Raw genomic sequence first — 26,828 nt, 5'->3', positions numbered from 1 at the left:
ACGCATGGACGGCGCGCGGCGGAGGCGCGTCGAGAACCATTCGATCGCAGGCCGCGCGCGAAAGTATCGAGGGAATTGGACATGGCCCCGGTGGACGGCGGGCAAGCGTTCTGTGACATCTGGTACGCCCGAATACTGTTCGGACCTCGACTTGCGTAGGCTGCGAACGTGCAGAGATGGCGAAGTCTCGACGAGGTGCCCGCGGACTGGGGACGGTGCGTGCTCACGATCGGCGTGTTCGACGGAGTGCATCGCGGTCACGCGCAGTTGATCAGCCGAGCGGTGAAGTCCGCGGCCGCGCGCGGTGTCCCCTCGGTGTTGATGACCTTCGACCCGCACCCCATGGAGGTGGTGCGGCCTGGTTCGCACCCCGCGCAGCTGACCACCTTGACCCGGCGCGCGGAACTGGTCGAGGAACTGGGCGTCGACGTGTTCTGCGTGATGCCGTTCACCCAGGAATTCATGAAGCTCACCCCCGGCCGCTATGTGCACGACCTGCTGGTCGAGCGGCTGCACGTCACCGAGGTCGTGGTCGGTGACAACTTCACCTTCGGCAAGAAGGCGGCGGGCACGGTCGAGACCATGCGCGAACTCGGCGAGCGCTTCGGTTTCGAGGTCGACGGCGTCAAGCTGCTCGCCGAGCACGCGGTGACGTTCTCCTCCACCTACATCAGGGCCTGCGTCGACGCGGGCGACATGGCCGCGGCCGCCGAGGCGCTCGGCCGACCGCACCGCGTCGAGGGCGTGGTGGTGCACGGCGACGGCCGCGGCCGCGAACTCGGCTTCCCGACCGCCAACGTCGCCCCGCCCATGCACGCCGCGATTCCGGCCGACGGCGTCTACGCGGGCTGGTTCACGGTGCTCGGCCCCGGGCCGACGATCGGCACGGTCACCCCCGGTGAGCGGGCGATGGCCGCCATCTCGGTCGGCACCAACCCCACCTTCTCCGGCCGCGCCCGCACTGTCGAGGCGTACGTCATCGACGGCGAGGCCGACCTCTACGGCCAGCACGTCGCGGTCGACTTCGTCGAGCACCTGCGCGGCATGCGCAAGTTCGACACGATGCACGACCTGATCGAGGCGATGGGCCGCGACGTCGAGAACGCGCGCAAGGTGCTCACCGCCGTCGACGCGGAAGCCCCGTCGGGCACCGAGTCCTAGGTCGGTCGCCCGAGTTCAGTCGAGCGCTGTGTCCTGAGCGCCGTCGGACGTGTCGGAGGGTTCCTCGGTGGGCACCGTCCAGCGGTAGATCTGACCGTCGCGCAGTTCGTAGGAGACCGGCGGCGCGCTGGTCGGATTCGCCGCGATGTGCGCGAGGACCCTGGTGCGCCCGCGGATCGTGTCCGGGCCGTCGGTCCACCGCAGATACGGGTGCAGCAGCGGGCGTAACGCCGCGTAGTCCTCGCGGGCAAGGGTGTCCAACACGTCGCGCACGGCGGGGTCCATGGCTCGATTGCAACACGTCGATCCGGCGCCCGCACCGCGATTGGGTTCGCGCGAGACGCTCCGGTAGGGTGGATCCTCGGGTTTGCTGCGGTCCGCGGTGGCGCCCGCCCCGGGTAACCGGAACCTTCGAACGCGGAACTGAGAAACAGGAGTGGATGCCACGTGGCGCTGACCACCGAGCAGAAGTCGGCGATTCTCGCCGAGTACGGCCTGCACGAGAAGGACACCGGTTCGCCGGAGGCGCAGATCGCGCTGCTGTCCAAGCGGATCGCCGACATCACCGAGCACCTGAAGAAGCACAAGCACGACCACCACACCCGCCACGGCCTGATGGCGCTGATCGGTCGTCGCAAGCGCCTCTCGAAGTACCTGCAGGACAACGACATCGAGCGCTACCGCTCGCTGATCGAGCGCCTGGGTCTGCGCAGGTGATCTCCCGCCGCGCCCACGGCGCGGCGTAATTCCCGGCTTCCGCGCCCCGCGGTCCAACGACCGCGGGGCGCGGACCGCGAATGCCGCGGGATTCCATCTCCCGGATCGCGCTGTGCTCCCCGCGCCCGCGGGGATGAGCCGGGGTTCGACGGCCTCGAGCGAGGCGGTGGGTCCCGGCGACACGCTGCCTACCAGAGGCGGTGGTCACATCGCCAACGGCGAGACGTACAATCTCCCCGTTGGCTATTTGTGTATGAGGGGTGGAGAGCATCCCGTCGTACGACAACATGGACAGCCGTATGCACCCGCCCGCGTGGCGTCGGTCTTCGGTAGTGGCCTCCCGGCGTCGCCGGCGGGCTTCGATCGATGACCGCCTCCGCGTCGCCGCGTCCAAGGGGATTCGGCCGGGTGTGCGCGTCGCAGCCAGGAGGGTTGCCGCGCGTCCGTACCCGGGTACGGCTGACGACAGCCGGTTCGCGCCACCGCGCGCTCGAGCCGGCGAGACGAGAGGTTGAGAGAAGAGAATGTCCGAAACAACTGAACGCAAGTCCTCGGCCGTAGAGGTCGAGCCGGGTGTGTTCGAATCCGTCGCGCTGATCGACAACGGTTCCTTCGGCACCCGCACCGTGCGTTTCGAAACCGGTCGGCTGGCCCGCCAGGCCGCCGGTTCGGTCGTCGCCTACCTGGACGACGAGACCATGCTGCTGTCGGCGACCACCGCGAGCAAGTCGCCGAAGGATCAGTTCGACTTCTTCCCGCTGACGGTCGACGTCGAAGAGCGCATGTACGCCGCGGGCCGCATTCCCGGCTCGTTCTTCCGTCGCGAGGGCCGTCCGTCCACCGACGCGATCCTGACCTGCCGCCTGATCGACCGCCCGCTGCGTCCGTCGTTCGTCGACGGCCTGCGGAACGAGATCCAGGTCGTGGTCACCGTCATGAGCCTGGACCCGAAGGACCTGTACGACGTGGTGGCGATCAACGCCGCGTCCGCGTCCACCCAGATCGCGGGCCTGCCGTTCTCCGGCCCGGTCGGCGGCGTGCGCGTCGCCCTGATCGAGGGCCAGTGGGTCGCGTTCCCGACCGTGGAGCAGCTCGAGAGCGCCGTGTTCGACATGGTGGTCGCGGGTCGTGTCGTCGAGTCCGGTGACGTCGCGATCATGATGGTCGAGGCCGAGGCGACCGACAAGGTCATCGAGCTGATCGAGGGCGGCGCGCAGGCGCCGACCGAGGCCGTCGTCGCCGAGGGCCTGGAGGCCGCCAAGCCGTTCATCGCCCGCCTGTGCCGCGCGCAGGCCGACCTCGCCGAGCTGGCCGCCAAGCCCACCGGCGAGTTCCCGCTGTTCCCGCCCTACGAGGCCGACGTGTTCGAGGCCGTGGAGGGCACCGCCAAGCGCGAGCTGAACGAGGCGCTGAGCATCGCCGACAAGCAGGAGCGCGAGGCGAAGATCGACGAGATCAAGCTCGACGTGCTCTCGCGCCTCGGCGACGACTTCGCGGGTCGCGAGAAGGAGCTGGGCGCCGCCTTCCGCTCGGTCACCAAGAAGCTGGTGCGCCAGCGCATCCTGACCGACGGTTTCCGTATCGACGGCCGTGGCCTCGCCGATATCCGCGCGCTGTCCGCGGAGGTCGCCGTGGTGCCGCGCGCGCACGGTTCGGCGCTGTTCGAGCGCGGTGAGACCCAGATCCTGGGCGTCACCACGCTGGACATGGTGAAGATGGCGCAGCAGGTCGACTCGCTCGGCCCGGAGACCTCCAAGCGCTACATGCACCACTACAACTTCCCGCCGTTCTCCACCGGTGAGACCGGTCGCGTCGGTTCGCCGAAGCGTCGCGAGATCGGCCACGGCGCGCTGGCCGAGCGGGCGCTGATCCCCGTGCTGCCCAGCCAGGAGGAGTTCCCGTACGCGATCCGTCAGGTCTCGGAGGCGTTGGGCTCCAACGGTTCCACCTCGATGGGCTCGGTGTGCGCCTCCACCCTGGCGCTGCTGAACGCCGGTGTGCCGCTGAAGGCCCCGGTCGCCGGTATCGCGATGGGTCTGGTCTCCGACACCGTCACCAACGACAAGGGCGAGGACGAGGTCCGCTACGTCGCGCTGACCGACATCCTCGGCGCCGAGGACGCGTTCGGCGACATGGACTTCAAGGTCGCGGGCACCCGCGAGTTCGTCACCGCGCTGCAGCTCGACACCAAGCTGGACGGCATCCCCTCGCAGGTGCTCGCCGGTGCGCTGAGCCAGGCGCACGACGCTCGCACCACGATCCTGGACGTGATGGCCGAGGCCATCGCCACCCCGGACGAGATGAGCCCGTACGCGCCGCGCGTCACCGCGATCAAGATCCCGGTCGACAAGATCGGCGAGGTGATCGGCCCCAAGGGCAAGGTCATCAACCAGATCACCGAGGACACCGGCGCCAACATCTCCATCGAGGACGACGGCACCGTGTTCGTCGGCGCGACCGACGGCCCGTCGGCGCAGGCCGCGATCGACGCGATCAACGCCATCGCCAACCCGCAGCTGCCGAAGGTCGGCGAGCGCTTCCTCGGCACGGTCGTCAAGACCACTGCCTTCGGCGCGTTCGTCTCGTTGCTGCCGGGTCGCGACGGTCTGGTGCACATCTCGAAGCTGGGCAACGGCAAGCGGGTCGCCAAGGTCGAGGACGTGGTGAACGTCGGTGACAAGCTGCGCGTGGAGATCGCCGACATCGACAACCGCGGCAAGATCTCGCTGATCCCGGTCGACGAGAGCGCCGAGGAGTCCGCCGCCACGGATGCCGTCGACGCCGAAAACGAGTAGTACTTGTCGGTGTGACGAAGAAGAAGACGGCAACCCCCCTGCTCCCGACCGGGCAGGGGGGTTCGTCACTACAGCGGCGGGTGGACGAGGCGCGGATGGCGGATACCGGCGTGCGGCGCACGGTGCTACCGGGTGGACTGCGGGTGGTCACCGAGCACGTGCCGGGTGTTCGGTCGGCCTCGATCGGCGTCTGGGTGGGCGTCGGTTCGCGCGACGAAGGGCGCACGGTCGCGGGCGCGGCGCATTTCCTCGAGCACTTGCTGTTCAAGGCGACTCCGACCCGCAGCGCGTTGGACATCGCGCAGGCCATGGACGCGGTCGGCGGTGAGCTGAACGCTTTCACCGCCAAGGAGCAGACCTGCTACTACGCGCACGTGCTCGACGAAGATCTGCCGCTGGCGGTCGATATGGTCTCCGACGTCGTGCTCAACGGGTTGTGCCGTTCGGTGGACGTGGACGTCGAACGGCAGGTGGTGCTCGAGGAGATCGCCATGCGCGACGACGACCCCGAAGACCTGGTCGGCGACGCCTTCCTCACCGCGCTGTTCGGCGACCATCCGATCGGCCGCCCGGTGATCGGTTCCGTGGAGTCCATCGAGGCCATGCAGGCCGGTCAGCTGCGGGGTTTCCACGTTCGCAGGTACCGGCCGGATCGGATGGTCGTCGCGGTCGCGGGCAATGTCGAGCACGACCACACGGTGGAGCTGGTGCACCGTGCGTTCGAGAGCCGCTTGGATCCGGAGGCGCAACCGGCGCCGCGCAGGGAGGGCAGGTTTCGGCCGCACGGCGACCCGGAATTGCAGTGGAACCACCGCGACAGCGAACAGGCGCACCTCGCGTTCGGCGTTCGCGCGTTCGGCCGCCACGAGGGTGATCGCCGATGGCCGCTGTCGGTGCTCAACACCGTCGTCGGCGGCGGGCTGAGTTCCCGTCTGTTCCAAGCGATCCGGGAGGAGCGCGGCCTGGCGTACTCGGTGTACTCCAGCGTGGACACCTTCGCCGACACCGGCGCGTTCTCGGTGTACATCGGCTGTCAGCCCGAAAACCTCGGCAAGGTGGCCGGTTTGGCGCGCGGTGTGCTCGAGGAGGTCGCCGAGCACGGCATCACCGACGCCGAATGCGCCAGGGCCAAGGGCTCGCTGCGCGGCGGATTGGTTCTGGGACTGGAGGATTCGGCGTCGCGGATGAACCGGATCGGGCGCAGCGAACTGAGCTACGGCAATCACCGCAGCGTCTCGGAGACGCTGGCCCGGATCGACGCGGTCACCACCGAAGAGGTCACCGCCATCGCCCGTACCCTGCTAGCCCGGCCGTTCGGAGCCTCGGTCGCCGGACCCTACCGCCGCACCCGTGACCTCCCCGCCGCGGTGCGCCGCCTGGTCGATCACTGACCGCCGCGTCCGCGTAAGCTGTCGCGCGGTCGGCCGAGAGCCAGGACCACGCGGGCGCGATGCTGGCCGCCGCGCCGGAGTGGGTGGACGCTCATCTGACCGCCGCCGAGTTGTACGGAATGATCGGCGACCACGATCAGGCTCGTTTTCACGCCAGGCGGGCGGCCACGCTGGATCCGTACGACGAGCGCGGCCCGCTGATGCTCGCGCGGGCGATCGCCGACAGCGGAGCCGACCGGCTGTCCCGCGCCGAGGCGCGGGACCTGCTCGAGGCTGCGGTGGCGTGGTCACCCGACGATCCGTGGGTCTACGGCCACGCCGCGGAAACCGCCCTGCGCCTTGGCGATTACCCGATGGCGCGGCCGTGGGTCGAGGCCGGTCTGGCGCTCGCGCCGCAGGACACCCGACTACTGCTGGCACAGGCGCGGATGAGTACTCTGCGCCACCAGCGCCGGACCGCCTTCCGTGTCGTGCGCGGCCTCCTCGACGATCGGCCCGGTTCGAGTGAGGCCCTGGTGCTGCTGGAGCAACTCGTGTGGCAGGCGTTGCTGCGTCTGGCCGCGTGTGTATGGGTGTACTCGGCCGTCGTCACGGTGGTCTCGGCATGGGCCGGGCCAGGTGTGCTGCGCCTCGTCGTGCTCGGCTGCGGAGTGGCGATCGCCTTCGAGCTCGAGTCCCGCTTGGCGCTGATGCTACCGCCGCGGCAGCGGCTCCGTGGCGGTGTCGGCGTCGCGCGGCTCGTCCTGTTCTCGACGTTGCTTCTCGGAACATGCTGGAGTGTCGTTCGATTGGCGGCCTGGCCCTGGTGAGTGTGGGGCTGGTATCGACTGTGGCTCGTGCTGGTCTCGGCGCTGGTTCTCGTGTGTATCGCCGATTGGCGGCTCGGAGCTCGTGAGGCGGCGGTGGTGCGGCAGGCGCCTTCTCGGATATCGGCGTGCTCGTACTGAAGTCGAGCGGGTAGCGTGCGGTCGACGAATGCTGCGGAGGGGGAGTCGATGCGCACGGCATGGGAGGCGGTGACGCGGGCGCGGGCCGCGCGCGAACTGGATCGGTTGCCGGAGGCGCGGCGAATTCTCGGGGAGGCGCTGGCGGCGGCGCCGGAGGATCCGGTGGTGCTCGCGGAACTTGCCGATGTCGAGTATCGGCTGGACGATCACGCGGCGGCGCTGCGCCATGCGCGGGCGGCGATCGCGGCGAATCCGGACCGGGTCGATCCCTACCTGACGGCCGCTCTCGTTCACCACTACGAAGACGAGCGAGACGAGGCGTTGCGATACGCGCGCGCCGGGGTGGGGCGCGCGCCGCACGACGTCGGCGCGCTGCTCGTCCTCGCCCGGGTCATCGTCGGTGGGCCGATGACGGACGCGATGCGTGCCGAGGCTCGCACGGCGTTGGAGAGCGCGTGTGGTTACGCGCCGCAGAACGCGGACGTCCTCGCCCACGCCGCCGAAAGCTATCGAAACCTGCCGGATTCGGCCGAGGCGCGCCGCCACGTGGAGCGGGGCCTCGCCGAGGACCCGGCGCACGTCGGCTTGCTCGCACTGCGCGCCCGGCTGGAGTTCGCGGACTTCTCCACCCGAGACAAGGCGGTGACGACGCTACGCGGCCTGCTCGGCGCCAGCCCGAACCACGCACCCGCGCGGCGGCTCCTCGCCGAGATCATGTGGCGGGCGCTGCTGCGGCTGGCGGTCTGGGTGTGGTTCTTCGCGTGCGCGGTCGCCGCGCTCGCGATGTGGGCTGGTCCCGGCGTACTGCGAGTGGTGACCCCGGTGCTGTTCGTCATCGTGCTCGTCGCCTGGTTCCGGGTGTTCCGCCACCTGCGTAGGCAGCTGCCGCCGCGTTATCTGCGAGAACGGTTGCTGCGCCGCCCCGAAGCGCTGCTCGGCCTGTGCGTGTTGTTCTTCGCGAGCCTGCTGGCGGATCTCGGCGCGGTGGCGTTGCGGGTGGTGGCGGGCGTGGGCTACGCGCTGCTGATCGTCGGGGTGCTCGGGGCGAGTCTGGCGCATCTGATGCTGTTCGCGGGGTGGCTGCGCCGCTTCCGCGACGAGACCGACCGCGACGCCGCGGACAGCTATGCCCTGTTCACCGTCATCGCGGTGGTCGGCTTCGGATTCGTGGTGCTCGGCGTGCTCGGGGTGCTGCGGTCGTGGGCGCGCGCGCCGGAGGCCTATCCGGTACTCGCGGGGCTACTCGGCATCGTGGTGGTGACGTTGCTGGCGGAGTCGCTGATCGTCTTCCTGACGGGGCCGAGGGACTGGCGACGGCCGGTGGCCTATTGCACCGTGCTGCTGACCCTACTGGCCCTCGCCGTGCTGGGGACCCGGTGGAGTTTTCTGTGGATGGCGTCCGAGACGTTCACCGGGTCGGATTGACCCGACGGTCCGGCGTGGTCGGGGAGCCTCGGCCGTCGCGCCCTTGCTGCTCGGCGGGGCGACCGAGCCGTCAGAGGTGCGTGTGGGCTGCCGCGTGTGTACTGGTCTCCGGGGGCGATCGAGCCCGTCAGCGATGCACCGCGGCTGTCGCGCTGTCGTGGGCGCGATTGGCGGCGTCGACCACCACGTCGAGTAGTCCGGGGAGCGCGGCGTCGAGGTCTTCGGTGCGCAGCCGCTGACAGGTCTGGCCATCGATGAGGAGGCGCTCGATGACGCCCGCCTCGCGCAGGATCTTGAAATGGTGGGTCGCGGTGGATTTGTTGATCACGTCGTATAGGGCGCCGCAGCGCACGGCGGTACCGGCGTTCCGCAGTCGGCGCACCATCTCCAGGCGAACCGGATCCTGCAAGGCGCCGAGCACGGTGGGCAGCGGTGCGATGGGCGGAGCGGCTTCGGTGGCGTCGGTCATGATCTACCTCACTCGGGGGTTTGATGATCATCGAACCGGGTTGTATGGTCGATGGAGTTCGATCAATATCAAACTTACCTGATCGGGGTTATCGATGGCAGCGCCGATGGCAGTGGCCGCCGACGAACAGACCACGCAACGCTGGGCCTACGGGCTGGTACTGGTCGCCAGCGGCGTGGCGCTCGGCGTGTCGGGCGTGCCCGCGCCGTTGTACGGGATCTACGAAACGCAGTGGCACTTCACGCCGCTGACCACCACCATCGTCTTCGCCGTGTACGGCGTCGCCGCGCTCGGCGCGGTGCTGGTCTCCGGTCGCATCTCCGATGTGGTGGGCCGAAAGCCGGTGCTGCTCGGCGCTTTCGCCACCATGATCGCCGGCCTGGTGGTGTTCGTGCTCGCCGACTCGGTCCCGATGTTGTTGCTGGCCAGGGCATTGCACGGGATCGCCGTCGGCTCCACCGTCGTGGCGGGCGCCGCCGCGCTGCTCGACCTGCGTCCGCACCGCGGCGCGCGGTCGGGGCAGCTCAGCGGCGTCGCCTTCAATGTCGGTATGGCCGTGGCGATCCTGGGTTCGGCGCTGCTCGCTCAATACGCGCCGCACCCCTTGCGCACGCCCTACGTCGTCATCACGGTCGTCTGCTTGGCGATCGCCGCGGGCGTGCTCGCCCTGCGCGAACCGCACGGCGCCAGGCAGGCCGGCCGCATCCGCATCGCGAAACCCGCCGTGCCGCACGAGATCCGCGCGGACTTCTGGTTCTCCGCGATCGGCGTGATGGCCGCCTGGTCGGTGCTCGGCGTGCTGCTCTCGCTGTACCCGTCGCTGGCCGCGCAGCAGACCGGCATCCACAACCTGGTCTTCGGCGGCACGGTCGTCGCATCGACCGCCCTCTCCGGCGCGACCGCCCAGCTGTTCGCGACCGGCATCCCGGCCCGCAGGGCCGCCATCCTCGGCGACACCGGCATGGCGCTGGCCCTGCTGCTCACGGTGCCCGCACTGGCCACCCACAGCTGGGTCGCGGTGCTCGGCGCCGGCGTCGCCCTCGGCGCCACCTTCGGCCTCGGCTTCGGCGGATCGCTACGGCATCTGTCCAACGTCGTGCCACCCCACAAGCGCGGGGAGACGATGTCGGCGTACTACCTGCTGGCGTATTCGGCGATGGCGTTGCCGACGATCCTGGCAGGCTGGGCCGCGACGACCTGGGGCCTGAAGACGGTGTTCCCGTGGTTCGTGGGAGTGGTCGCGATGGCGTGCCTGGTAGCAGCGGGGCTGGGCCTGCGCGGAAGCCGCGAGAAAGCGATCGAGCCGGTGTAACTCCGAACCAGACCCTACAGTCACCCGCCCCTCCCCACATCCCGCACAAGTGGGTCATCCCACACAGGGTTCGCACTCCTCACACAGGCGCTGGCTATGTGACGCGTACACCGGGTGTGTGGGAGCAGGTGCGGCGGTGGGGACCCGGCGCGTGCTCGCCGAAGCGGGCGAGCTCGGTGACCTCGGAAATCTCGATCCGCAATCCGGGCCGCGCATTTCGCGCTTCCCGCAACCCGGCCAGCAGTTCGTCGCGCTTGAGGAGCGCGCCGGAAACGCTGACCATGGAGAACTGCTCATGCTGCGCCGCGGCGAACCGTTCGAAGACCTCGAACGGTGCGGGCGACCCCAACCAAGCGGCGAGGTCGGCGTGCAGTGATTCGATCGAGTCCTTGACGTCCACCTCCGCATCATACGAAAGCCGCTGCCGCGCTTCACATGCCGCGCGGCAGCCCACCGGCTGCGCGGCGTACCGCAATCGGGCTACCATGCAGCTCATGCGATGGTGGGGGAGGTTGGGGCGCCGGTTGCACCGTGCGGCGTTGCTGTTCGCGGTGCTCGCCGCGGTGCTCGGTGGATTGGCCGTCGCCGGGCTCACCTGGTGGTTGTTGTGGTTGGGGCTCGGCGCCGAGGCCGAGACGCCGAATCAGGTGGATCTCACCAAGATCGCGCTGTCGGTGACGGCGGGCGTCGGCGGCGCGGTGGCGTTGGTCGTGGCATACCGGCGGCAGCGGGATCTGGAGCGCGGCCGGTTCGCCGAACTGTTCGGGGCGGCGGCGCGGCAGTTGGGCGACGAGGATCCGGCCGTGCGGCTCGCCGGTGTCTACGCGATGGCCGGTGTGGCGGACGAGTTCTCGGCACCCGTGCGACGGCAGCAGTGCGTCGACGTGCTGTGCGGGTACCTGCGCCTGCCCTACGAACCGGACGACGGAGCCAACCATCTGATCTCGCGCGCCGAGACCGCGCAGGAATCGGGTCGCGAGATCGAGCGCGTCTACCGGGTGCGGCACAACGATCGTGAGGTGCGCGGCACCATCGTCCGCGTGATCGCCGCACACCTGCGGCCGTACGGCGAAGCTTCCTGGTCGCGATGCGATTTCGACTTCACCGGCGCGGTTCTGGAGAACGCCGACTTCGAGGCGACCGAATTCGCGGGGCGTCGGACCACTTTCACCGGTGTGCGATTCGTCGGCGACCGCTCGGCCGATTTCAACCGGGCCCGCTTCACCGGCCAGCACGTGACTTTCCGCGACGCCCTCTTCACCGTTCCGATCGCACACTTCGGCAGCGCCGAGTTCCGTACGGCGCGAACCACCTTCGACGGAGCGACATTCAAGAGCCCGCAGACCCGTTTCGACGAAGCGACCTTCGCGGGCCCGCGCACCGGCTTCATCGGAACCCGTTTCCTCGGTGCCCGAACATCCTGGCGGGCAGCCGCTTTCCAGGCCGAACGGACCTCCTTCGCGCAGGCGACCCTGGACGGCGAGCACGTCTCCTTCGAGGAGGCGGTCTTCTCCGGCCAACACCTCGCGTTCACCGCGACACAGCTCTACGCCACGACCGTCAGCTTCGAGGAAGCCAAGCTGGGCGCCGCACCGCGCCTCCGTGGCCGCGGCACTCGCGAGATCGATTTCGTCGGAGCGGAATTCCACGGCGCGGTGAGCTTCGCCCGCAGCACCATCGCCGGACGCGCCGCCGATTTCCGCGAGGGCGATTTCTTCGGCGAGATCTCCTTCGCCGCGACCCGCTTCACCGCGGGCGAAACCGATTTCGACCGGCCGAAGGCGTGGGTGGGCGTGCGTTTCGATTGGGACGACAATCCCACCGGCAAACCGACTTCCGTCAATCCGAATCCGTGGCCGCCGGTCCCGGAATCCGCACCCACGCCGAGCGCATGACGTGCGGGTGGCCTCTCCGAGGAATTCCACCCGCCGCTGGAGCGTACTGCGGCCGTAACCCAGCGGCGAACGCCGCGTCGATCGACGGACGCCGCCAGGTTACGTCCCACGCTGTGCGCTCGGCTTCAGGCCACTACTCCGGCCAACCGCCGTACGGAACGGTGATCAACTCCATGAAGTGACCGCTCGGGTCGAGGAAGTACACCCCGCGCCCGCCGTCGTTGTGGTTGATCTCGCCGGGCGCCTGCTGGCGCGGATCGGCCCAATGCGCCAGCCCGTAGCGCTGGATCTTGGCGTAGGCCGCGTCGAACTCGGCCTCGGAGACCAAGAAGGCGTAGTGCTGGGGTTGGATCTCGGGGTCCTCGCCCGGCACGACCGCGAAGTCGAAACCGACGCCGTGGCTCATCCGGAGCTCGATGAACGGACCCCACTCCTTGCCTACTTCCAGGCCCAGGATGTCGGCCCAGAATTCCGCCGAAACTCGATTGTCGCGGCAGCCGACGATGGTGTGATTGAACTGAATGGACAGTGGATTTCTCCTCGAATCGTGACGGTCCCGACCCTGGGCTCGGTACAAGGCGGCCTACAGGAGCACCGTCACGTCGATCGACGATAGCGGTCGATTCCCGGTCTCGCCAACCCCCGGTTACCGGGGCTGTTCGCGCCGACCGAGTTTCGGCGGTGCTGGCTCCGCTCGGGGCAGTGCCCGGTAGCGTCGCAGCCATGAAGATTCGTGGGGCGGTCCTGGAGCGGATCGCGGCGCCGGTACCGTTCGCCGAGTCGGCGCCGATCAACGTCTGTGAGCTGGAGCTCGGCGAACCCGGTCCGGGCGAACTGCTGGTGCGGATCGAGGCCGCTGGGCTGTGTCATTCCGACCTCTCGGTCGTGGACGGCAACCGGGTGCGGCCGGTGCCCATGCTGCTCGGCCACGAGGCCGCGGGCCGCGTCGAGGCGGTCGGCCCCGGCGACGGCGACATCGCGATCGGACAGCGCGTGGTGATGACCTTCCTGCCGCGCTGCGGCGAGTGCGCGGGCTGCGCGAGCGAGGGCCGCACACCGTGCGTGCCAGGCAGCGCGGCCAACAACGCCGGAGAGCTGCTCAACGGCGGACGGCGGCTGCGGCGCGCGGGCGCGGAGGTGCATCACCACCTCGGTGTCTCCGCGTTCGCGACGCACGCCGTGGTGGACCGTCGCTCGGTGGTCCCGGTCGACGACGACGTGCCGCCGGAGGTCGCGGCCGTGCTCGGTTGCGCGGTGCTCACCGGCGGTGGCGCACTGCTGAATTCGGCGCGTCCGGGGCCCGCGGACCGGATCATGGTGGTCGGTCTCGGCGGGGTGGGCATGGCCGCGGTGCTCGTGGCGGTCTCGCTGGGGGCGAAGGACGTGATCGCCGTCGACACCGTCCCCGAAAAATTGGCGCTGGCAAAGGATCTCGGCGCCACCGCCGCCTACACCCCCGCGGAGGTCGCCGAGCAGGGCGTGCAGGCCGAGGTGGTGATCGAGGCCGCGGGCAACGTGCGCGCGTTCGAGACCGCGGTAGCGGCGACCGCGGCGGGCGGCACCACCGTCACCGTCGGTCTGCCCGCCCCCGACGCCCGCGCGAGCATCTCCCCGTTGGCGTTGGTGGCGCAGGGTCGCTCGATCGTCGGCAGCTACCTCGGCTCCGCGGTGCCCTCGCGCGACATCCCCGAGTACGTGCGGATGTGGCGCGAGGGTCGGCTTCCGGTGGAGCGGCTGGTGTCGGCGCACATCGGGTTGGACGAGATCAACCGGGCCATGGACGAACTCGCGGCCGGACACGCGCTGCGGCAGGTGATCGTCTTCGACTGACCGGTGACGGTCGTCACCACCTCGTCGCCGGTAGCTCGTTCCTTACCCGGGCGTGCGTATTCGACCGAAAAGTAGGTACTTGTCGGCCACCCGCGGCCCCGCGCAGACTCGCCTTCGCAAGGGACGAAACAGCTTGGGAGGCAAGATGACCGACGAGACACGCGGGCCCGTGACCGTGCTGGGTCTCGGTTCGATGGGCAGCGCGGTGGCCGCGGCGTTCGTCGCGGCCGGGCACCCGACCACCGTGTGGAATCGCACCCCCGGCAAGGCCGCGCCGCTGGTGGCGCTGGGCGCGACGCACGCGGCGACGATCGACGAGGCGGTCGCGGCGAGCCCGTTGATCGTCTCGGTGCTCACCGGATTCGAGGCCACCCTGGACGCGCTCGCCCCGGCGGGTGCGGCGCTGGCCGGACGCGCCCTGATCACGCTGAACAGCGGCACACCGGCGGGCGCGCGGGATGTCGCCGCATGGGCCGACGCGCACGGTGCGCGGTTCCTCGGCGGCGCGATCAAGAACGTGCCCGCGGCCGTCGGCGCCGCCGACACGCTGCTGTACTACGGCGGCGACCGCGGCGTGTACGACGAATACCGTTCCGTCCTGGGCGTTCTCGGCGGCGAGAACGTCCACCTGGGTGCCGAACCCGATCTCGCCGCGCTGTACGAGGCGGCCGTCGGCGCGACGCTGTTGCCGACCCTGCTCGGTTTCTTCGAGGGCGCCGCGGTGCTCGCCTCGCGCGGTATCGAAGCCCGCGCGATGGTGCCGTACTCCACCAAGTGGCTGCGGATGATCGAGTCGCTGCTGCCGCTGCTCGCCGAGGAGATCGACACCGGCGACTACACGAAGCTCGGTTCCTCGGTCGGGCTGTTCCACGACACCATCGACAGCGACGTGCGGATCGGTGTCGAAGCGGGCGTCGACATGTCGTGGCACGCGCCGATGGCGGAACTGCTGCGCCGCGCGATCGCGCGCGGGCACCGCGAACACAGCGTGACAGCGCTGATCGAGGTGCTCAAGACCCCGGCGGCGTAGCTTCCGCGGCATCCATCGCGTCCACGAAACGGCTTAGCAGCCTTGTGAATTCGGCGCGTTCGCGCTCGGTCCAGTCGGCCATCGCGGCTGCGGTCGCCGTCGCGCGACGCCGGTGGGCTTCGCTGAGAATCCGGTCGCCGAGCGCGGTCGGCCGCAGCACCGCCCGGCGGCCGTCGTGCTGGTCGGCGACCCGCTCCAGCCAGCCCTCCGAAACGGCCTGGGCGACAAGCCGACTCGCGCGTGGCTGGTCCACGCCGAGGGCGGGGGCCAGCGCTCCGACGGTGGCGTCTTCGAGGGACGACACGGCGTCGAGGACGCGGAAAACCGCAGGGGGAACCCGACTCTCGCCCGCCAGCGCGCCGCGCGTCTGCCTGCGCCGGATTCGGACCATTGCGGCCGCGACCGCCTCGGTGCACGCATCGCGCTCTTCCATTGAACTCATCTCCATGTCAGAATACATTTAGATGTAATATTACATGTATATGGAGGGCTCGATGACCGAGCGCAGAATCGGATACCTGCTGAAGGAACTCGACCGCCTGATCGAAGCGCGGTTCGACGACGACCTCGCGGTGGGCGGGCTGAGTCGACGGCACTGGCAGTTGCTGCATTCGCTGTCCGAGGGGCCGCGCTCGGCGGCGGAGTTGCGCGAGGCGCTGGCTCCTTTCTGGAAAGCCCAGGGGGAGTGGGCCATCGAGATCCGCGCCTTGTCGTCGGCTGGCCTGATCGCCGCGGATGCCGATGCGCTTGCCCTGACTGTCGCAGGCCGGGCGATCCACGACGCCACCTTCCTCCGCATCGGCGATCGCCGCCGCGCGATGGCGCGGGGAATCGGACCCGATCAATTCGCTACCACCCTGCGGGTCTTGGAACGGATGATCGGAAATCTGGCCGCGGCAAGCTAGGGGAGATCCGCAAGGGAGTGGAGTTGCTGTCCGAAGCGGGAGCCCTGGACATAGCCATATGGGGCTATGCGCATCGATTGATGGATCGACCCGTATGGCACATCGGCGGCTGGACGACAGCGCCGCCGCAGCTTTGCCACGCGGCTGGCGCGAGCGGGTGGAAACCCGGGGCGGTGCGGTCCACACACCCCTCGATAGGCTTGCCGCAACACCAGCGGAACGAGGAGGTGCGGTGACCATTCGGGTCGGAGTGCTCGGAGCACGCGGGAAAGTCGGTCAGGCGATCTGCGCGGCGGTGCAGGCGGCGGACGATCTGGAACTGGTCGCGGAGGTCGACAAGGGCGACGCGCTGGAGACGTTCACCGAGAGCGGCACCCAGGTCGTCGTCGACTTCACCCACCCCGACGTGGTGATGGGCAACCTGAAGTTCCTGGTGGAGCACGGCATTCACGCTGTCGTCGGCACCACCGGCTTCGACGACGCGCGGCTCGCCGAGGTGCGCGGCTGGCTGGCCGAGCGTCCCGAGACCGGCGTGCTGATCGCCCCCAACTTCGCCATCGGCGCGGTGCTGTCCATGCGCTTCGCCGAGCAGGCCGCGCGGTTCTTCGAATCCGTCGAGGTCATCGAGTTGCACCACCCGAACAAGGCCGACGCGCCGTCCGGCACCGCCTACCGGACCGCGGGCCTGATCGCCGAGGCCAGGGAGCGCGCGGGCGTGGGCCGCAGCCCCGACGCGACCACCACCGAACTGGAGGGCGCGCGCGGCGCCGACGTCGACGGCGTGCGGGTGCACTCGGTGCGGCTGGCCGGACTCGTCGCGCACCAGGAGGTGCTCTTCGGCACCCAGGGCGAGACGCTGACCATCCGGCACGACTCGATCGACCGCTCCTCCTTCGCCCCGGGCGTGCTGCTCGGTGTCCGGGAGATCGGCGGTCGGCCGGGCCTGACCGTCGGGCTCGATCCGTTCCTGGACCTGTGAACGCCGAGCAGCCGAAGGCATGCCCGTGAACGCCGAACAGCAGGCCAATGCCGGCCGAGGTGAGATCTTCCGCGTCGTGGGTCTCATCGCGGCGCTGGTGTTCGCGCTGGGGTTCTATTTCCTGCTGCTCGGTCGAATCGCGTTCGCGCTGATCGGTTCCGGCGAGGCGGCCGGAATCGCGATGGGCGTCGGCGTGCTGCTGCTGCCGATTCTCGGCGTGTGGGTCACGGCCGCCACCGTGCGTGCCGCACTGGCCCACCAGCACTTGGCCCGACGCATCCACGAGGAGGGTCTGGAACTGGACACCTCCACGCTGGCGCGGCGACCGTCCGGCCGCATCGAGCGCGGCGCGGCCGATGAACTGTTCGAGCAGGTGAAGCGGGAATGGGAGGCCGACCCGGACAACTGGCGGGTCTCCTACCGCTTGGCCCGCGCCTACGACTACGCGGGCGACCGCACCAGGGCCCGCGAGACCATGCGCCGCGCGGTGGCGCTGGAGAAACTGGAACGCGAGCAGCGCGAAGGGTAGCGAAACGTGGCCCGACTGTTGATCATTCACCACACCCCGTCCCCGCACATGCAGGCGATGTTCGAGGCGGTGGTGTCCGGCGCGACCGATCCAGAGATCGAGGGCGTCGAGGTGGTGCGCCGCGCCGCACTGGCCGTCACCGCGCCCGACGTGCTCGAGGCCGACGGCTACCTGCTCGGCAGCCCCGCCAACCTCGGCTACATGTCGGGTGCGCTCAAGCACGCGTTCGACACGTTCTACTACCCGTGCCTGGATTCCACGAAGGGCCGCCCGTTCGGCCTGTACCTGCACGGCAACGAGGGCACCGAGGGCGCCGAGCGCGGGGTCGACCGGGTGACCACCGGCCTCGGCTGGGTGAAGGTGGTTGCGCCGGTGGTGGTTTCGGGGCCGCCGTCGAAGGAGGACATCGAGCGCTGCTGGGAGCTGGGGGCGACCGTCGCGGCGCAGCTGATGGGCTGACGTGGGTGACCACGGACCTGTCGGCCCCGATTTTTGGTGTCTGACCACCGGGCACGCGCGGCGGTCATACTGCGTGGTGACGTTGTAGCGGGGGGACTGTGGGCGATTTGCTCGGGATGGGAGTGTCGAGGGTGACGTGGGCCGACAGCGGCGAGAGAGCGGTGCGACGGATCGGGCTGGTCGAAGACCACGAATCGGTCGCGATCGGCCTCGCCGCGATGCTTGCGCCGGAACCTGACCTCGATCTGGTGTGTACGGCCGGAACGGTGCCGGAGCTGCTCGCGGCGGCCGGACCGGCTCCGGCGTTGGACCTGGTGGTGCTGGATCTGCGCCTCGCCGACGGCTCCGCGCCGGAGGACAACGTGCGCGCGCTGCGCGAACGCGGCATCGAGGTGCTGGTGTTCACGGGCGCCGACAACGCCTTCCTGGTCCGTTCCGCGGCCCGCGCCGGTGTACTCGGGGTGGTGCGCAAATCCGAGGACGTCCCGACGGTCGTGGCGGCCGTGCGGCGCGCCGCCTCGGGTCAGCAGGTCGTCACCACCGACTGGGCCGCCGCCATCGACGGCGACCCGCAACTCTCCGATGTCGGTCTGAGCCCGCGCCAGGAGGAAGTGCTCACCCTGTACGCCTCGGGTGAGAAGGCCTCCCGCGTGGCGCGCCTGACCGGTCTGTCCGAGCAGACCGTCAACGACTACCTCGGCCGCATCCGCCAGAAGTACGCCGACGCCGGTCGTCCCGCCCCGACCAAGACCGACCTCTACAAGCGCGCCGTGGAGGACGGATGGCTACCGGTTCCCGAGCGGCATCCGCGCGGATGATCCCGTCCAGCGCGCTGGACACCGCATCGACCGCACTCGAACCCGGCCCCGACTCGACGTCGGCGTGCCGGTGGCGGCGACTGCTGCGTGTGATGGGCGGAAGCGACATCGACGAGGCCGCCTCGGACCGGATCCTGCGCAGGCTCGGGCTGACCTTCGGCATCGCGGGGATGATCGCCGCGGTGGTCGAGCTGCCGGAGATCGCCGATCAGAGTCGCTTCGCACCGTTCGGCTGGACCGTGCTCGCGTTCGTGCTGGCCTTCGGGCTGTTCCCGGTGCTCGCCGTGGTGTCGGTCGGCATGAGCAGGTACGTCATCCAGTCCGTCGCGGGCGCCGCGGCGATCGGCTACGTCGTCGCGATGGCGCTGATCCCGTTCGCTTACCGCCAGCCGGCGACCGACGCCACCTCGGTGTGGCTGTACCGGGTGTTCGCGCTCGGCGTGCTCGCGGCGGCGCTGGCGTGGCGGCCGCTGGTCGCGGTGGGCTATCTGATCGTCGGTGGCGCGGTGGCGGCTGTCGCCAACAAGTACGTGGTGCCGGACGGATCGACCTTCGCGCTGCTCGGTGATTTCGCGCGATCGGTCGGGTTGTGCGCGCTGTTCCTGTGGTGCGCGGTCTATGCCAGGGCGGCGGCCGCCCGAGTCGACCGGGAGTCGGCGATCGCGAGCAGCCGGGCCGCCGCCGTGGCGGGCGCCGCGGCGCGAGACCGGGAGCGGGCCCGTTTCGCGGCGCTGATCCACGACGCGGTGCTCTCGACGTTGCTGGACGCCTCGCGCACCGGCACCGATTCGCCGGTGCTGCGCAAGCAAGCCGAGCGCACACTCGCCCAGCTCGACCAATTGCGCGGCGGCGAGACCGAACCCGACCGGCTGAACGCGCAGGGCGCGGTCGGTTTCCTGCGCGCGGCGGTGCACGAGGTCAATCCGGGCATCGGGTTCAGCGCGCGGCGCTGGTCGGGAGTGGACGACCTGCGGCTGCCGGTGGACGCGGCGGGAACGATCGCCGCCGCGCTGGCCGAGGCGATGCGCAACAGTCTGCGGCACGGCACGGTGCCGGGGCGCACGGTGCAGCGCACCGTCACGGTCACGGTGAGCGCGGGCGGCATCCGGGTGGTCTTTCGCGACGACGGCGCGGGTTTCGACCCGGGCAGGGTGCCCGCGGACCGGCTCGGCATCTCGGTGAGCATCCTGGGGCGCATGCGGCAGCTGCCCGGCGGCGCGGCGTTCGTCGAATCGCAGCCGGGAGAGGGCACGTCGGTGACGCTGGTGTGGGGTAGCGATGGTTGACGCCGATTCCAACCTAGGGGTGCGTGATCTGCTCGGTCTGCGCGACGCGGCGGCCTGGCTGTTCCTGCTCATCCTCGAGGTGACCATCGTCTTGTACATGGTCCGCAACTTCTCCGACGCGTCGCCGTTCGCCGCCGTCACGGGGCTGATCCTGCTCGCGGTGGCGGGCCTTTTGGTGCTGGTCATCCCCGTGGATCCCTTGCCATGGCCCGCAACGGTTTTCGTGGCCGCGTCCGGGCCGGTGGCGACCGCGCTGACCACCACGCACATCGAGCAGGGCTGGTCGAAGCCGGTCTGGTCGGCGTTCGCCTCCTCGTACGTGCTCGCGGTGCTCGTGTTACGCGGCAGGCTCGGCGCCGCGTGGCTCGGCGTCGCGGGCGTGGCCGTTGTGGTCGCTGCCGTCGGCGCAACGGCCGGGCTGCGCGGCGGGTTCATCGCCGGGACCGTCGTGCCGATCGCGACGGTCGCCGGAGTCTCGGTGTGCGCCGCGATCATGCGACCAACCCAGCGCTCACTGCGTCTGCTGCGCGAGGAAGCGACCATGCGCGCGGCGGCCGAGGCCACCATGGCCGCGGAGAACGGCGAACGCGATCGGCAGCTGGCCAGGCTGGACAAGGTGGCGCGGCCGATTCTGGAGCGCATCGCCGACGGCGTCGAGCTCACCGCCGCCGAGCGCGAACAGTGCCGACTGCTGGAAGCCGAACTGCGCGACGGCCTGCGCGCGCCCCAGCTGGTCACCGACGAACTCAGCAGCGCCGCCCGCGGCGCGCGGTCCCGCGGCGTGGAGGTGGTGCTGCTGGACGACGGTGGTTTCGCCGGTGTGCCGCGCTGGGTGCGGCAACGGGTGATCGACGCCGCGATCAAGGAATTGGACGCGGCGAACGCGGGCACGGTCACCGTCCGCGTGCTTCCGATGGGCCGCCGCATCCTGGCGACGGTGCTCGCCAACGCCCCCGCCACCGCCCGCCGCACCGAGATCGACGCGGCGGGCGAGGTCACCGTCACCACTTGAGCCCGCTCACTCGAGCAGCGGAAAACGACCCGAGGTGAGCAAGCCGGTGATGGCGTCGATCTTCGCTTGCGGCGCGGCGTAATCCGGGTGGGCGCGGAGCACGCCCGCGGCGTCGCGGAGCCGGTGCAGCTGGGTGGCGGCTTCGGCGACATCGCGTCCGCCCGGGCTGATTCGGTGGGTGGCGAAGGCGAGCTTGCCGGGGTCGACACGGCCCAGGGCGCGGGCCCTGTCGACGCGGCGCGAGCAGCGGCAGAACGTCTTCGGCTCGGCCAGTCCGCAGGTGGAACGCAGGAACGCGCCGAGGCGCTGCTTGGCCCGTTCCAGCCGTTTCTGGCAGGCCGCCGGGGTGACGTCGAGGATCCAGGCGGACTCGGCGGCGGTCAGCTCGAAGATCTCGCAGAGGACGAAGACGACGCGCTCCGCGCGGCCGAGGCATTGCAGCATCGCCTGCGTGCAGCTCAGTCGCGTCTCCTCGGCCAGCAGGGCGGCCTCCGGTCCCCGGTAGTCGGCGGCGGCGAGGCCGTCGGCGAGGTCGTCGCGGAAGTCGTCCAGGCCGATCTCGGCGTGTTCCTGCGGTGATCGCCTGCGCAGGTTCAGCAGGTAGTTGACGCCGACCCGGTAGGCCCACGTCAGCAGTTTCGCCTCGCCGCGCCAAGTGGACAGCCGAGTGACTATGCGCAGCAAAATCTCCTGCACGGCGTCCTCGGCATCGGCGGGCCGCCCGACCATGCGCAGCGCCAGCCGGTACAGCGGATCCTGCAAGCGGCCGATCACCTCGCGCAGCGCGGCCGTGTCACCGTCGACGGCCAGCGCGACCAGCCGCAGTTCTTCCTGGTCCGGGCCGGTCGCCCTGTCCTCGATCGCGACGTCGGCGAGTTCATCGGGCAAGCCGATCGTGTCCGGCGAGGCGGCGCAGCCATGGACGCCGCGCGCAGGGCGCGCCGAGCCGCATCCGTCGTGGTGCCCGATGGCGCGCCCCCGATCGTGCTCTCGCCGGGCCGGTCGATCGGCTCGCGCGCCTCGTGCATCGTTCTTCCTCTCTGCTCACACCGCGGCGGGCCGCGTCTGTCACACCGTGACGGGCCGCGCGACCAATGCGTGCCTGCGCAGCCAGCTCGCGACCGCCTGTCCGATGGCGTCGGGCTGGTCTTCCGGGCTGTGGTGCGCGCCCGGGCCCACCGATTCGACCTCGACGGCGGCGAAAGTCTCTGCCGCCCAGGCGATCACCTCGGGCGACCCGAGGCCGACTCCGGGCTCGACGCGCATCAGTAGCTTGGGCACCTCCGGGCTCTCCGCCATCCATCGTCCATAGTCGCGGACCCGCTGCGCGACGTCGGCGGGTTCGCCGTCGAGCGGAAATTCCCTGGCCCAGGCCAGCATCGGCTTGCGCGAGGCCGGGGTCGGATACGGCGCGCGGTAGGCATCGAGATAGGCCTCGGTGAGCCCGGCGATGAGCTTGGGCAGGTTGTACTCGATGAACAGATTGTCTTCCAGCACGGCCTTTTCCCCTTCGGGCGAGCGGAAGGTGCGGAACATGTCGGCCGAGCCCTGCGGCAGTTCGTCCCAGCGCATGGGGCGCAGGAATGTCTCGATCAGCGCGATGCCGCGGACCCGGCCCGGATGGCGGGCGCCGTAGTCCATGGCGAGAGTGCCACCCCAGTCGTGGCCGACCAGGATCACCTCGTCCAGGCCGAGCACGTCGAACCAGGCGCCGAGGTAGCGCGCGTGATCGTCGAGCCGGTAGGCGATGTCCGGCTTGCCCGAGTCGCCCATGCCGATGAGATCCGGTGCCAGGCAACGGGTCTGGTCGGCGACGTGTGGAATCACGTTGCGCCACAGGTAGGACGAGGTCGGGTTGCCGTGCAGGAAGACCACGGGCGTCCCGGTCGAGCCGGTGTCGCGGTAGTGCAGGAACGAGTCGAGAACGTCGATGGTTGCCATGGGGGCGTCCTTTCCGGTGTTGTGCCCTGTCACTTCGGTTGGACACCGATTTCCGACTCGATCCGACAACCCTTCCATGTGATGTGCGTCACTCCGGCTGGCCCGCTCAGGTCAGCAGCGGGAAGTGCCCCGACCGCAACAGCCCGGCGATGGCGTCCATCCGTTCCCGTGGCGCGGCGTAATCCGGGTGCCCGCGCAGCACCGCGGCGACATCGTGCAAGCGGATCATTTGTTCCTCGGCTTCGAGCACCGTCCGCCCGCCGGGGCTGACCGGGTGGGTGGCGAATTGCGGCGCCGCCGTATCGATGCGGCCGAGCCGGACCGCCTTCTCGACCCGTCTCGAACAGCGGCACGCCGCCCGCGGGTCGGCCAGGCCGCACGAGGATCCGAGAAACGCGCCGAGGCGTTTCTTGGCTCGCTCCAGTCGTTTTCGGTACGCGGCGGGAGTGATGTCGAGGATCCACGCCGCGTCCGGCGAGCTCAGTTCGAAGACTTGGCCGAGCACGAACGCGACGCGTTCCGCACGAGCGAGGCATTGCAGCATGCCCTGGCTGCAGGTGAGCCGGACCTCGCTCGACAGCAACGCCGCCTGTGGCCCTTGATAGTCCTCCGCTGCCAAGCCGTCGGTGAGACCGGCGCCGAACTCCTCCAAGCTGAGCTGGCGCTCCTCCTGCGGCGTCCGCGTGCGCAGATTGATCAGGTAGTTGACGCCGATGCGGTACGCCCAGGTGAGCAGTTTCGCCTCGCCGCGAAAGGTGGCGAGGCGGGTGACCGCGCGGATCAGGATCTCCTGGGTGGCGTCCTCCGCCTCGGCGGGACGCCACACCATCCGCAGGGCCAGCCGGTAGATCGGGTCCTGGAGCATCCGGATGATCGCGGAGACCGCGTCCCGATCGCCGTCCACCGCGCGGGCGACCAATTCCGCTTCCGCGCGCCGGACTTCCTCGGTTGTCGCGGTGTCGTCGACCGGATCGTCGCCCGCCGCGACGTCTGCACTGCTCATCGGGTCATCTTCGGTAGCCTGCCGCAGTCCCGCAAGCCCGCTGTGACTCTGGCTTTCGGCGTGAATGTCGGGTACGTGAACCCCCTTCCGTGCGCGGAGCCGTGCAGCTCCATCAGATCGTTTCCGCGTGGACCTGGGCGCACCTGCGATGACCGTGGTGCGCCCCAGGAGTGTCCGGGGCGTCGTGGACCGCGCGGGCGGATTCAAGATCGCGCGACCGCCGAGACCAGCGCGTGCTCGCGCAACCACTCGGCGACCGCCGAGCCGATCTCGTGCGGCCGATCCTCCGGTGCGTGGTGCCCGGCGGGCGGAATGGAGACCACCTCCGCGCTGGCGAAAGTGGTTGCCGCCCACCGCGCCGACTCCGCCGAGCCGAGGCCGACGCCGTTCTCCAACACCATGATCAGCGTCGCGATCTCGGGTGTCTCGGCGAGGTACCGGCCGTAGTTCCGCACGATGTCCACCACGTCGGCGGGCTCGCCGCCGAGCGGAATCTCCCTGGGCCACATCAGCAGCGGCTTGCGTGTGGCCGGGGTCGGGTAGGGGGCGCGGTAGACGTCGTGGACCTCCTGCGACAGATTCGTCACACCCCTCGGCAGATTGAATTCGATGAACATGTTCTCCTCCAACACCATTCGCTCGCCCTCGGCGGTCCGGAACTTGCGGAACAGCTCGGCGCCGAGCGGCGGCATCTCGGACCACTCCATCGGCCGCAGGAAGGTCTCGATCAGCGCGATGCCGCGCACCCGGCCGGGATGACGCGCGGCCCAGTCCATGCCGAGTGCGCCGCCCCAGTCGTGGCCGACGATGACCACTTCGTCCAAGCCGAGGCCGTCGAACCAGGCGTCCAGGTAGCGCGCGTGATCGACGAACCGGTAGCCGATGTCGGGCTTGCCCGAGTCGCCCATGCCGATCAGATCGGGAGCGAGCGCCCTGGTCTGGTCGGTGACGTGCGGAATCACCTTGCGCCACAGATAGGACGAGGTCGGGTTGCCGTGTAGGAACACCACGGGCACGGACCCCGAGCCGGTGTCGGTGTAGGAAATGAAGGAATCGAGAACGTCGATGGTGGCCACGGGAAAGCTCCTTTCAGCTGCTTGCACCCGTTTCGACACAGCGACCGTGCAGACTGTGACCGCGCGACATGTGACGCTCGACACATCGCGCCTCATCGAAGGATTCGGGGTAGAAATGCGCCGACCGAACAATGTCGGACCCCCATGGCATCCTTCGGATATGCGGAAGATGAGTGCGGCGGCCGCGCGGCGAACGGCTCTGGCCGCGCAGGGGTTCGGCAGGCGGCGCCCGGCCGCCGTCACGCGCCGGACGATGGCCGACGTGCTCGCCAGAACCCAGCTGTTGCAAATCGATTCGGTGTCGGCGGTGGTCCGCGCGCACTACGCCCCGGTGTTCAGCCGGATCGGCGGCTACGACCGCGCCCTGCTCGACGAGGCGGCCTGGAGCCACAGCGCCAAGCGGCCGCGGCGGCTGGTCGAGTACTGGGCGCACGAGGCCGCCCTCATTCCGGTCGAGGACTGGCCGCTGATGCGCTGGCGGATGGTGCAGTACCAGCACGGCCGTTGGTCGGGGATGCGCAAGGTGCTGGACCGCAATCCGACGCTGGGCAAGGACATCCTGGACGTGATCCGGGATGTCGGCGCCGCCACCGCCGGTGAGGTGGAGCGGCATCTGGAGCTGGACAAGCCGCGGCCCAAGGGATCCTGGTGGAATCTCAGCGACACCAAGATGATCTGCGAACAACTCTTCGCCGCGGGTGAGCTCTCCGTCGACAAGCGCGTCGGCTTCACCCGGCACTACGATCTCGCCGAGCGGGTGCTACCCCCGGAGGTGTTGGCACGCGACGTTTCGGAGGCCGACGCCGTCGTGGAACTCGTCCGCAGAGCCGCCACCGCGCTGGGCATCGGCACCGAGACCGACCTGCGCGACTACTACCGCCTGCACCGCTCGCAGACCGAACCGGCGATCGCGGCGCTGGTCGACGCGGGCGAACTGGAAGAGGTCGAGGTCGCGGGCTGGGGCAAGACCGCCTACCTGCGGTCCGGTGCCGCCACGCCGCGCCGCGTCGAGGGGGCCGCGCTGCTGTGCCCGTTCGACCCGCTGATCTTCTTCCGGCCGCGCACCGAGCGGATCTTCGACTTCCACTACCGCATCGAGATCTACACCCCCGAGCACAAGCGGGTGCACGGCTACTACGTCTTCCCCTTCTTGCTGGACGGGGAGCTGGTCGGCCGCGTCGACCTGCGCGCCGAACGTGCGAGCGGACGATTGCTCGTGCCGGGCGCGTTCGCCGAGCCCGGCCGCGCCAACGCGGAGACCGCGGCGGCGCTGCGCACGGCCCTGCGCGAGATGGCGGACTGGCTCGAGCTGGACGAGGTGGTGATCGGCGAGCGCGGAGAGCTGGCCGCGCTGCTGTAGATCAGACGTCGCGCTTGGGTCCGTAGCCTCGCATCTGGTCGCGCAACGCGCCGTGCACCGCGTTGGACAGCCACGAGTTCAGCGAGACCCCGCTCGCCGCGGCCGCCTCCTCCGCCTTCGCCTTCATCTGCTCGACCAAGCGCAGCGTGACGCGGCTGATGTCACCGGTCATCTCCTCGAAGGTCGGATGCTCCTCGGCGGTGGCGTTCTTGCGGACGTCGACCGTGGCGTCGGTGCCATCCACCGAGACGTGCACGGTGCGGTCCTCCAGCGCCGAGCTGACCTCGCCCGCCAGCTCGGACAGCGCCGCGAGCAGCACGAGCCGGGCCGACGCCTCGGTCGCCGAGGCCAGCGCGGCGGCGGTGGCCTGGGTCTTCTCGTCGCCGAGCGCCGCGGCCGCCACCAGGTTCTCGCGCAGCTGCGCGGTGTACTTGTTCAGATCCATGACATCAGTGTGGCGTCAAAAATGACATCATTCAAGGAAAGAT

Annotated in this window: 28 protein-coding genes; 18 read left to right on the top strand and 10 right to left on the bottom strand. The window is 69.8% G+C overall.

The annotated features are described in order from the left end of the window. Positions 1–168: 168 nt before the first annotated feature. Positions 169–1,161: a bifunctional riboflavin kinase/FAD synthetase gene (locus AB0H49_RS22125; protein ID WP_354999471.1), complete on the top strand. Its 993-nt coding sequence runs from the start codon at positions 169–171 to the stop codon at positions 1,159–1,161. Between the two features lie 15 nt (positions 1,162–1,176). Here AB0H49_RS22125 and AB0H49_RS22120 read toward each other — a convergent pair whose 3' ends face one another. Further along, entirely contained in the window at positions 1,177–1,446 is a 270-nt protein-coding gene (locus AB0H49_RS22120) for a nuclear transport factor 2 family protein (protein ID WP_357253945.1), read from the bottom strand. Positions 1,447–1,608: 162 nt separating this feature from the next. Here AB0H49_RS22120 and rpsO point away from each other — a divergent pair, with 162 nt between their 5' ends. From rpsO to AB0H49_RS22095, 5 genes are all read left to right on the top strand, one after another. Further along, the gene (rpsO, locus tag AB0H49_RS22115; RefSeq protein ID WP_067782467.1) at positions 1,609–1,878 is read left to right on the top strand and encodes a 30S ribosomal protein S15; all 270 of its coding nucleotides are present in this window, start codon (positions 1,609–1,611) and stop codon (positions 1,876–1,878) included. 524 nt (positions 1,879–2,402) lie between these two features. Further along, positions 2,403–4,673: a polyribonucleotide nucleotidyltransferase gene (locus AB0H49_RS22110; RefSeq protein ID WP_354999473.1), complete on the top strand. Its 2,271-nt coding sequence runs from the start codon at positions 2,403–2,405 to the stop codon at positions 4,671–4,673. Positions 4,674–4,768: 95 nt separating this feature from the next. Next, complete coding sequence (locus tag AB0H49_RS22105; RefSeq protein ID WP_354999852.1) at positions 4,769–6,064, top strand: pitrilysin family protein; 1,296 nt, start codon at positions 4,769–4,771, stop codon at positions 6,062–6,064. Positions 6,065–6,123: 59 nt separating this feature from the next. Then, positions 6,124–6,873, top strand: a complete 750-nt coding sequence (locus tag AB0H49_RS22100; RefSeq protein ID WP_357253942.1) for a tetratricopeptide repeat protein — start codon at positions 6,124–6,126, stop codon at positions 6,871–6,873. Positions 6,874–7,059: 186 nt separating this feature from the next. After that, positions 7,060–8,436 carry a hypothetical protein gene (locus tag AB0H49_RS22095; protein WP_357253941.1) on the top strand — a complete coding sequence of 459 codons (1,377 nt, stop codon included), beginning with the start codon at positions 7,060–7,062 and terminating at the stop codon, positions 8,434–8,436. A 127-nt stretch (positions 8,437–8,563) separates the two neighbouring features. On the opposite strand, the gene AB0H49_RS22090 is transcribed toward AB0H49_RS22095, so the two are convergent. Next, on the bottom strand, positions 8,564–8,905 hold the full coding sequence (locus AB0H49_RS22090; RefSeq protein WP_354999476.1) for a helix-turn-helix transcriptional regulator: 342 nt from the start codon (positions 8,903–8,905) through the stop codon (positions 8,564–8,566). Between the two features lie 94 nt (positions 8,906–8,999). Between AB0H49_RS22090 and AB0H49_RS22085 the strand changes: the two genes are divergently transcribed. Continuing rightward, entirely contained in the window at positions 9,000–10,217 is a 1,218-nt protein-coding gene (locus AB0H49_RS22085) for an MFS transporter (RefSeq protein ID WP_357253938.1), read from the top strand. Positions 10,218–10,311: 94 nt separating this feature from the next. Here the strand turns inward: AB0H49_RS22085 and AB0H49_RS22080 are convergent, their stop codons facing one another. Continuing rightward, on the bottom strand, positions 10,312–10,617 hold the full coding sequence (locus AB0H49_RS22080) for a hypothetical protein (RefSeq protein ID WP_357253936.1): 306 nt from the start codon (positions 10,615–10,617) through the stop codon (positions 10,312–10,314). Here AB0H49_RS22080 and AB0H49_RS22075 point away from each other — a divergent pair. Beyond that, on the top strand, positions 10,607–12,112 hold the full coding sequence (locus AB0H49_RS22075) for a pentapeptide repeat-containing protein (RefSeq protein ID WP_357253934.1): 1,506 nt from the start codon (positions 10,607–10,609) through the stop codon (positions 12,110–12,112). The genes AB0H49_RS22080 and AB0H49_RS22075 overlap by 11 nt on opposite strands. Positions 12,113–12,245: 133 nt before the next feature. Here AB0H49_RS22075 and AB0H49_RS22070 read toward each other — a convergent pair whose 3' ends face one another. Then, positions 12,246–12,641: a VOC family protein gene (locus AB0H49_RS22070; RefSeq protein WP_354999853.1), complete on the bottom strand. Its 396-nt coding sequence runs from the start codon at positions 12,639–12,641 to the stop codon at positions 12,246–12,248. 194 nt (positions 12,642–12,835) lie between these two features. Between AB0H49_RS22070 and AB0H49_RS22065 the strand changes: the two genes are divergently transcribed. Together AB0H49_RS22065 and AB0H49_RS22060 are read left to right on the top strand one after the other, a co-directional pair. Beyond that, the gene (locus tag AB0H49_RS22065) at positions 12,836–13,942 is read left to right on the top strand and encodes a zinc-binding dehydrogenase (RefSeq protein WP_354999480.1); all 1,107 of its coding nucleotides are present in this window, start codon (positions 12,836–12,838) and stop codon (positions 13,940–13,942) included. A 145-nt stretch (positions 13,943–14,087) separates the two neighbouring features. Beyond that, a complete protein-coding gene (locus tag AB0H49_RS22060; protein ID WP_357253932.1) occupies positions 14,088–14,972 on the top strand; it encodes an NAD(P)-binding domain-containing protein in 885 nt (294 codons plus the stop codon). Here AB0H49_RS22060 and AB0H49_RS22055 read toward each other — a convergent pair. After that, positions 14,953–15,414: a MarR family winged helix-turn-helix transcriptional regulator gene (locus AB0H49_RS22055; RefSeq protein WP_357253930.1), complete on the bottom strand. Its 462-nt coding sequence runs from the start codon at positions 15,412–15,414 to the stop codon at positions 14,953–14,955. The two genes, AB0H49_RS22060 and AB0H49_RS22055, sit on opposite strands and share 20 nt — an antisense overlap. Before the next feature lie 52 nt (positions 15,415–15,466). Between AB0H49_RS22055 and AB0H49_RS22050 the strand changes: the two genes are divergently transcribed. The 7 genes from AB0H49_RS22050 to AB0H49_RS22020 all read left to right on the top strand — a co-directional run bounded on the left by AB0H49_RS22050 (position 15,467) and on the right by AB0H49_RS22020 (position 20,960). Then, positions 15,467–15,877 carry a MarR family transcriptional regulator gene (locus AB0H49_RS22050; RefSeq protein WP_357253928.1) on the top strand — a complete coding sequence of 137 codons (411 nt, stop codon included), beginning with the start codon at positions 15,467–15,469 and terminating at the stop codon, positions 15,875–15,877. A gap of 232 nt (positions 15,878–16,109) precedes the next feature. Then, on the top strand, positions 16,110–16,856 hold the full coding sequence (gene dapB, locus AB0H49_RS22045) for a 4-hydroxy-tetrahydrodipicolinate reductase (protein ID WP_354999484.1): 747 nt from the start codon (positions 16,110–16,112) through the stop codon (positions 16,854–16,856). Positions 16,857–16,875: 19 nt separating this feature from the next. After that, the gene (locus AB0H49_RS22040; RefSeq protein WP_357253926.1) at positions 16,876–17,385 is read left to right on the top strand and encodes a hypothetical protein; all 510 of its coding nucleotides are present in this window, start codon (positions 16,876–16,878) and stop codon (positions 17,383–17,385) included. A 6-nt stretch (positions 17,386–17,391) separates the two neighbouring features. Continuing rightward, complete coding sequence (locus AB0H49_RS22035; RefSeq protein WP_354999486.1) at positions 17,392–17,844, top strand: flavodoxin family protein; 453 nt, start codon at positions 17,392–17,394, stop codon at positions 17,842–17,844. A gap of 131 nt (positions 17,845–17,975) precedes the next feature. Further along, on the top strand, positions 17,976–18,662 hold the full coding sequence (locus AB0H49_RS22030; RefSeq protein ID WP_357253924.1) for a response regulator transcription factor: 687 nt from the start codon (positions 17,976–17,978) through the stop codon (positions 18,660–18,662). Continuing rightward, positions 18,626–19,948, top strand: coding sequence for an ATP-binding protein (locus tag AB0H49_RS22025; protein WP_357253922.1), 1,323 nt, complete (start codon positions 18,626–18,628; stop codon positions 19,946–19,948). Before AB0H49_RS22030 ends, AB0H49_RS22025 begins: the two co-directional genes overlap by 37 nt. Beyond that, complete coding sequence (locus AB0H49_RS22020; RefSeq protein ID WP_354999488.1) at positions 19,941–20,960, top strand: hypothetical protein; 1,020 nt, start codon at positions 19,941–19,943, stop codon at positions 20,958–20,960. The genes AB0H49_RS22025 and AB0H49_RS22020 overlap by 8 nt, the downstream gene beginning before the upstream one ends. Before the next feature lie 6 nt (positions 20,961–20,966). On the opposite strand, the gene AB0H49_RS22015 is transcribed toward AB0H49_RS22020, so the two are convergent. From AB0H49_RS22015 to AB0H49_RS22000, 4 genes are all read right to left on the bottom strand, one after another. After that, positions 20,967–21,848 (bottom strand): RNA polymerase sigma factor, encoded by an 882-nt coding sequence (locus tag AB0H49_RS22015; RefSeq protein ID WP_357253920.1) that lies wholly within the window; start codon positions 21,846–21,848, stop codon positions 20,967–20,969. A gap of 180 nt (positions 21,849–22,028) precedes the next feature. Beyond that, positions 22,029–22,901, bottom strand: coding sequence for a haloalkane dehalogenase (locus AB0H49_RS22010; RefSeq protein WP_357253918.1), 873 nt, complete (start codon positions 22,899–22,901; stop codon positions 22,029–22,031). Positions 22,902–23,007: 106 nt separating this feature from the next. Next, positions 23,008–23,904 (bottom strand): sigma-70 family RNA polymerase sigma factor, encoded by an 897-nt coding sequence (locus AB0H49_RS22005; protein ID WP_354999491.1) that lies wholly within the window; start codon positions 23,902–23,904, stop codon positions 23,008–23,010. A 203-nt stretch (positions 23,905–24,107) separates the two neighbouring features. Beyond that, complete coding sequence (locus AB0H49_RS22000; RefSeq protein ID WP_354999492.1) at positions 24,108–25,076, bottom strand: haloalkane dehalogenase; 969 nt, start codon at positions 25,074–25,076, stop codon at positions 24,108–24,110. A 64-nt stretch (positions 25,077–25,140) separates the two neighbouring features. Here AB0H49_RS22000 and AB0H49_RS21995 point away from each other — a divergent pair, with 64 nt between their 5' ends. Further along, a complete protein-coding gene (locus tag AB0H49_RS21995) occupies positions 25,141–26,340 on the top strand; it encodes a crosslink repair DNA glycosylase YcaQ family protein (protein ID WP_357253916.1) in 1,200 nt (399 codons plus the stop codon). Between the two features lies 1 nt (position 26,341). Here AB0H49_RS21995 and AB0H49_RS21990 read toward each other — a convergent pair whose 3' ends face one another. Further along, positions 26,342–26,785: a toxin-antitoxin system HicB family antitoxin gene (locus AB0H49_RS21990; RefSeq protein ID WP_357253914.1), complete on the bottom strand. Its 444-nt coding sequence runs from the start codon at positions 26,783–26,785 to the stop codon at positions 26,342–26,344. Between the last annotated feature and the right edge of the window lie 43 nt (positions 26,786–26,828).

It is taken from the genome of Nocardia sp. NPDC050713 (assembly GCF_040654315.1).
Taxonomy (GTDB): Bacteria; Actinomycetota; Actinomycetes; order Mycobacteriales; family Mycobacteriaceae; genus Nocardia.
The sequence above is the reverse complement of the archived record's forward strand: the minus strand, read 5'-3'. Positions and strand labels throughout refer to the sequence as shown.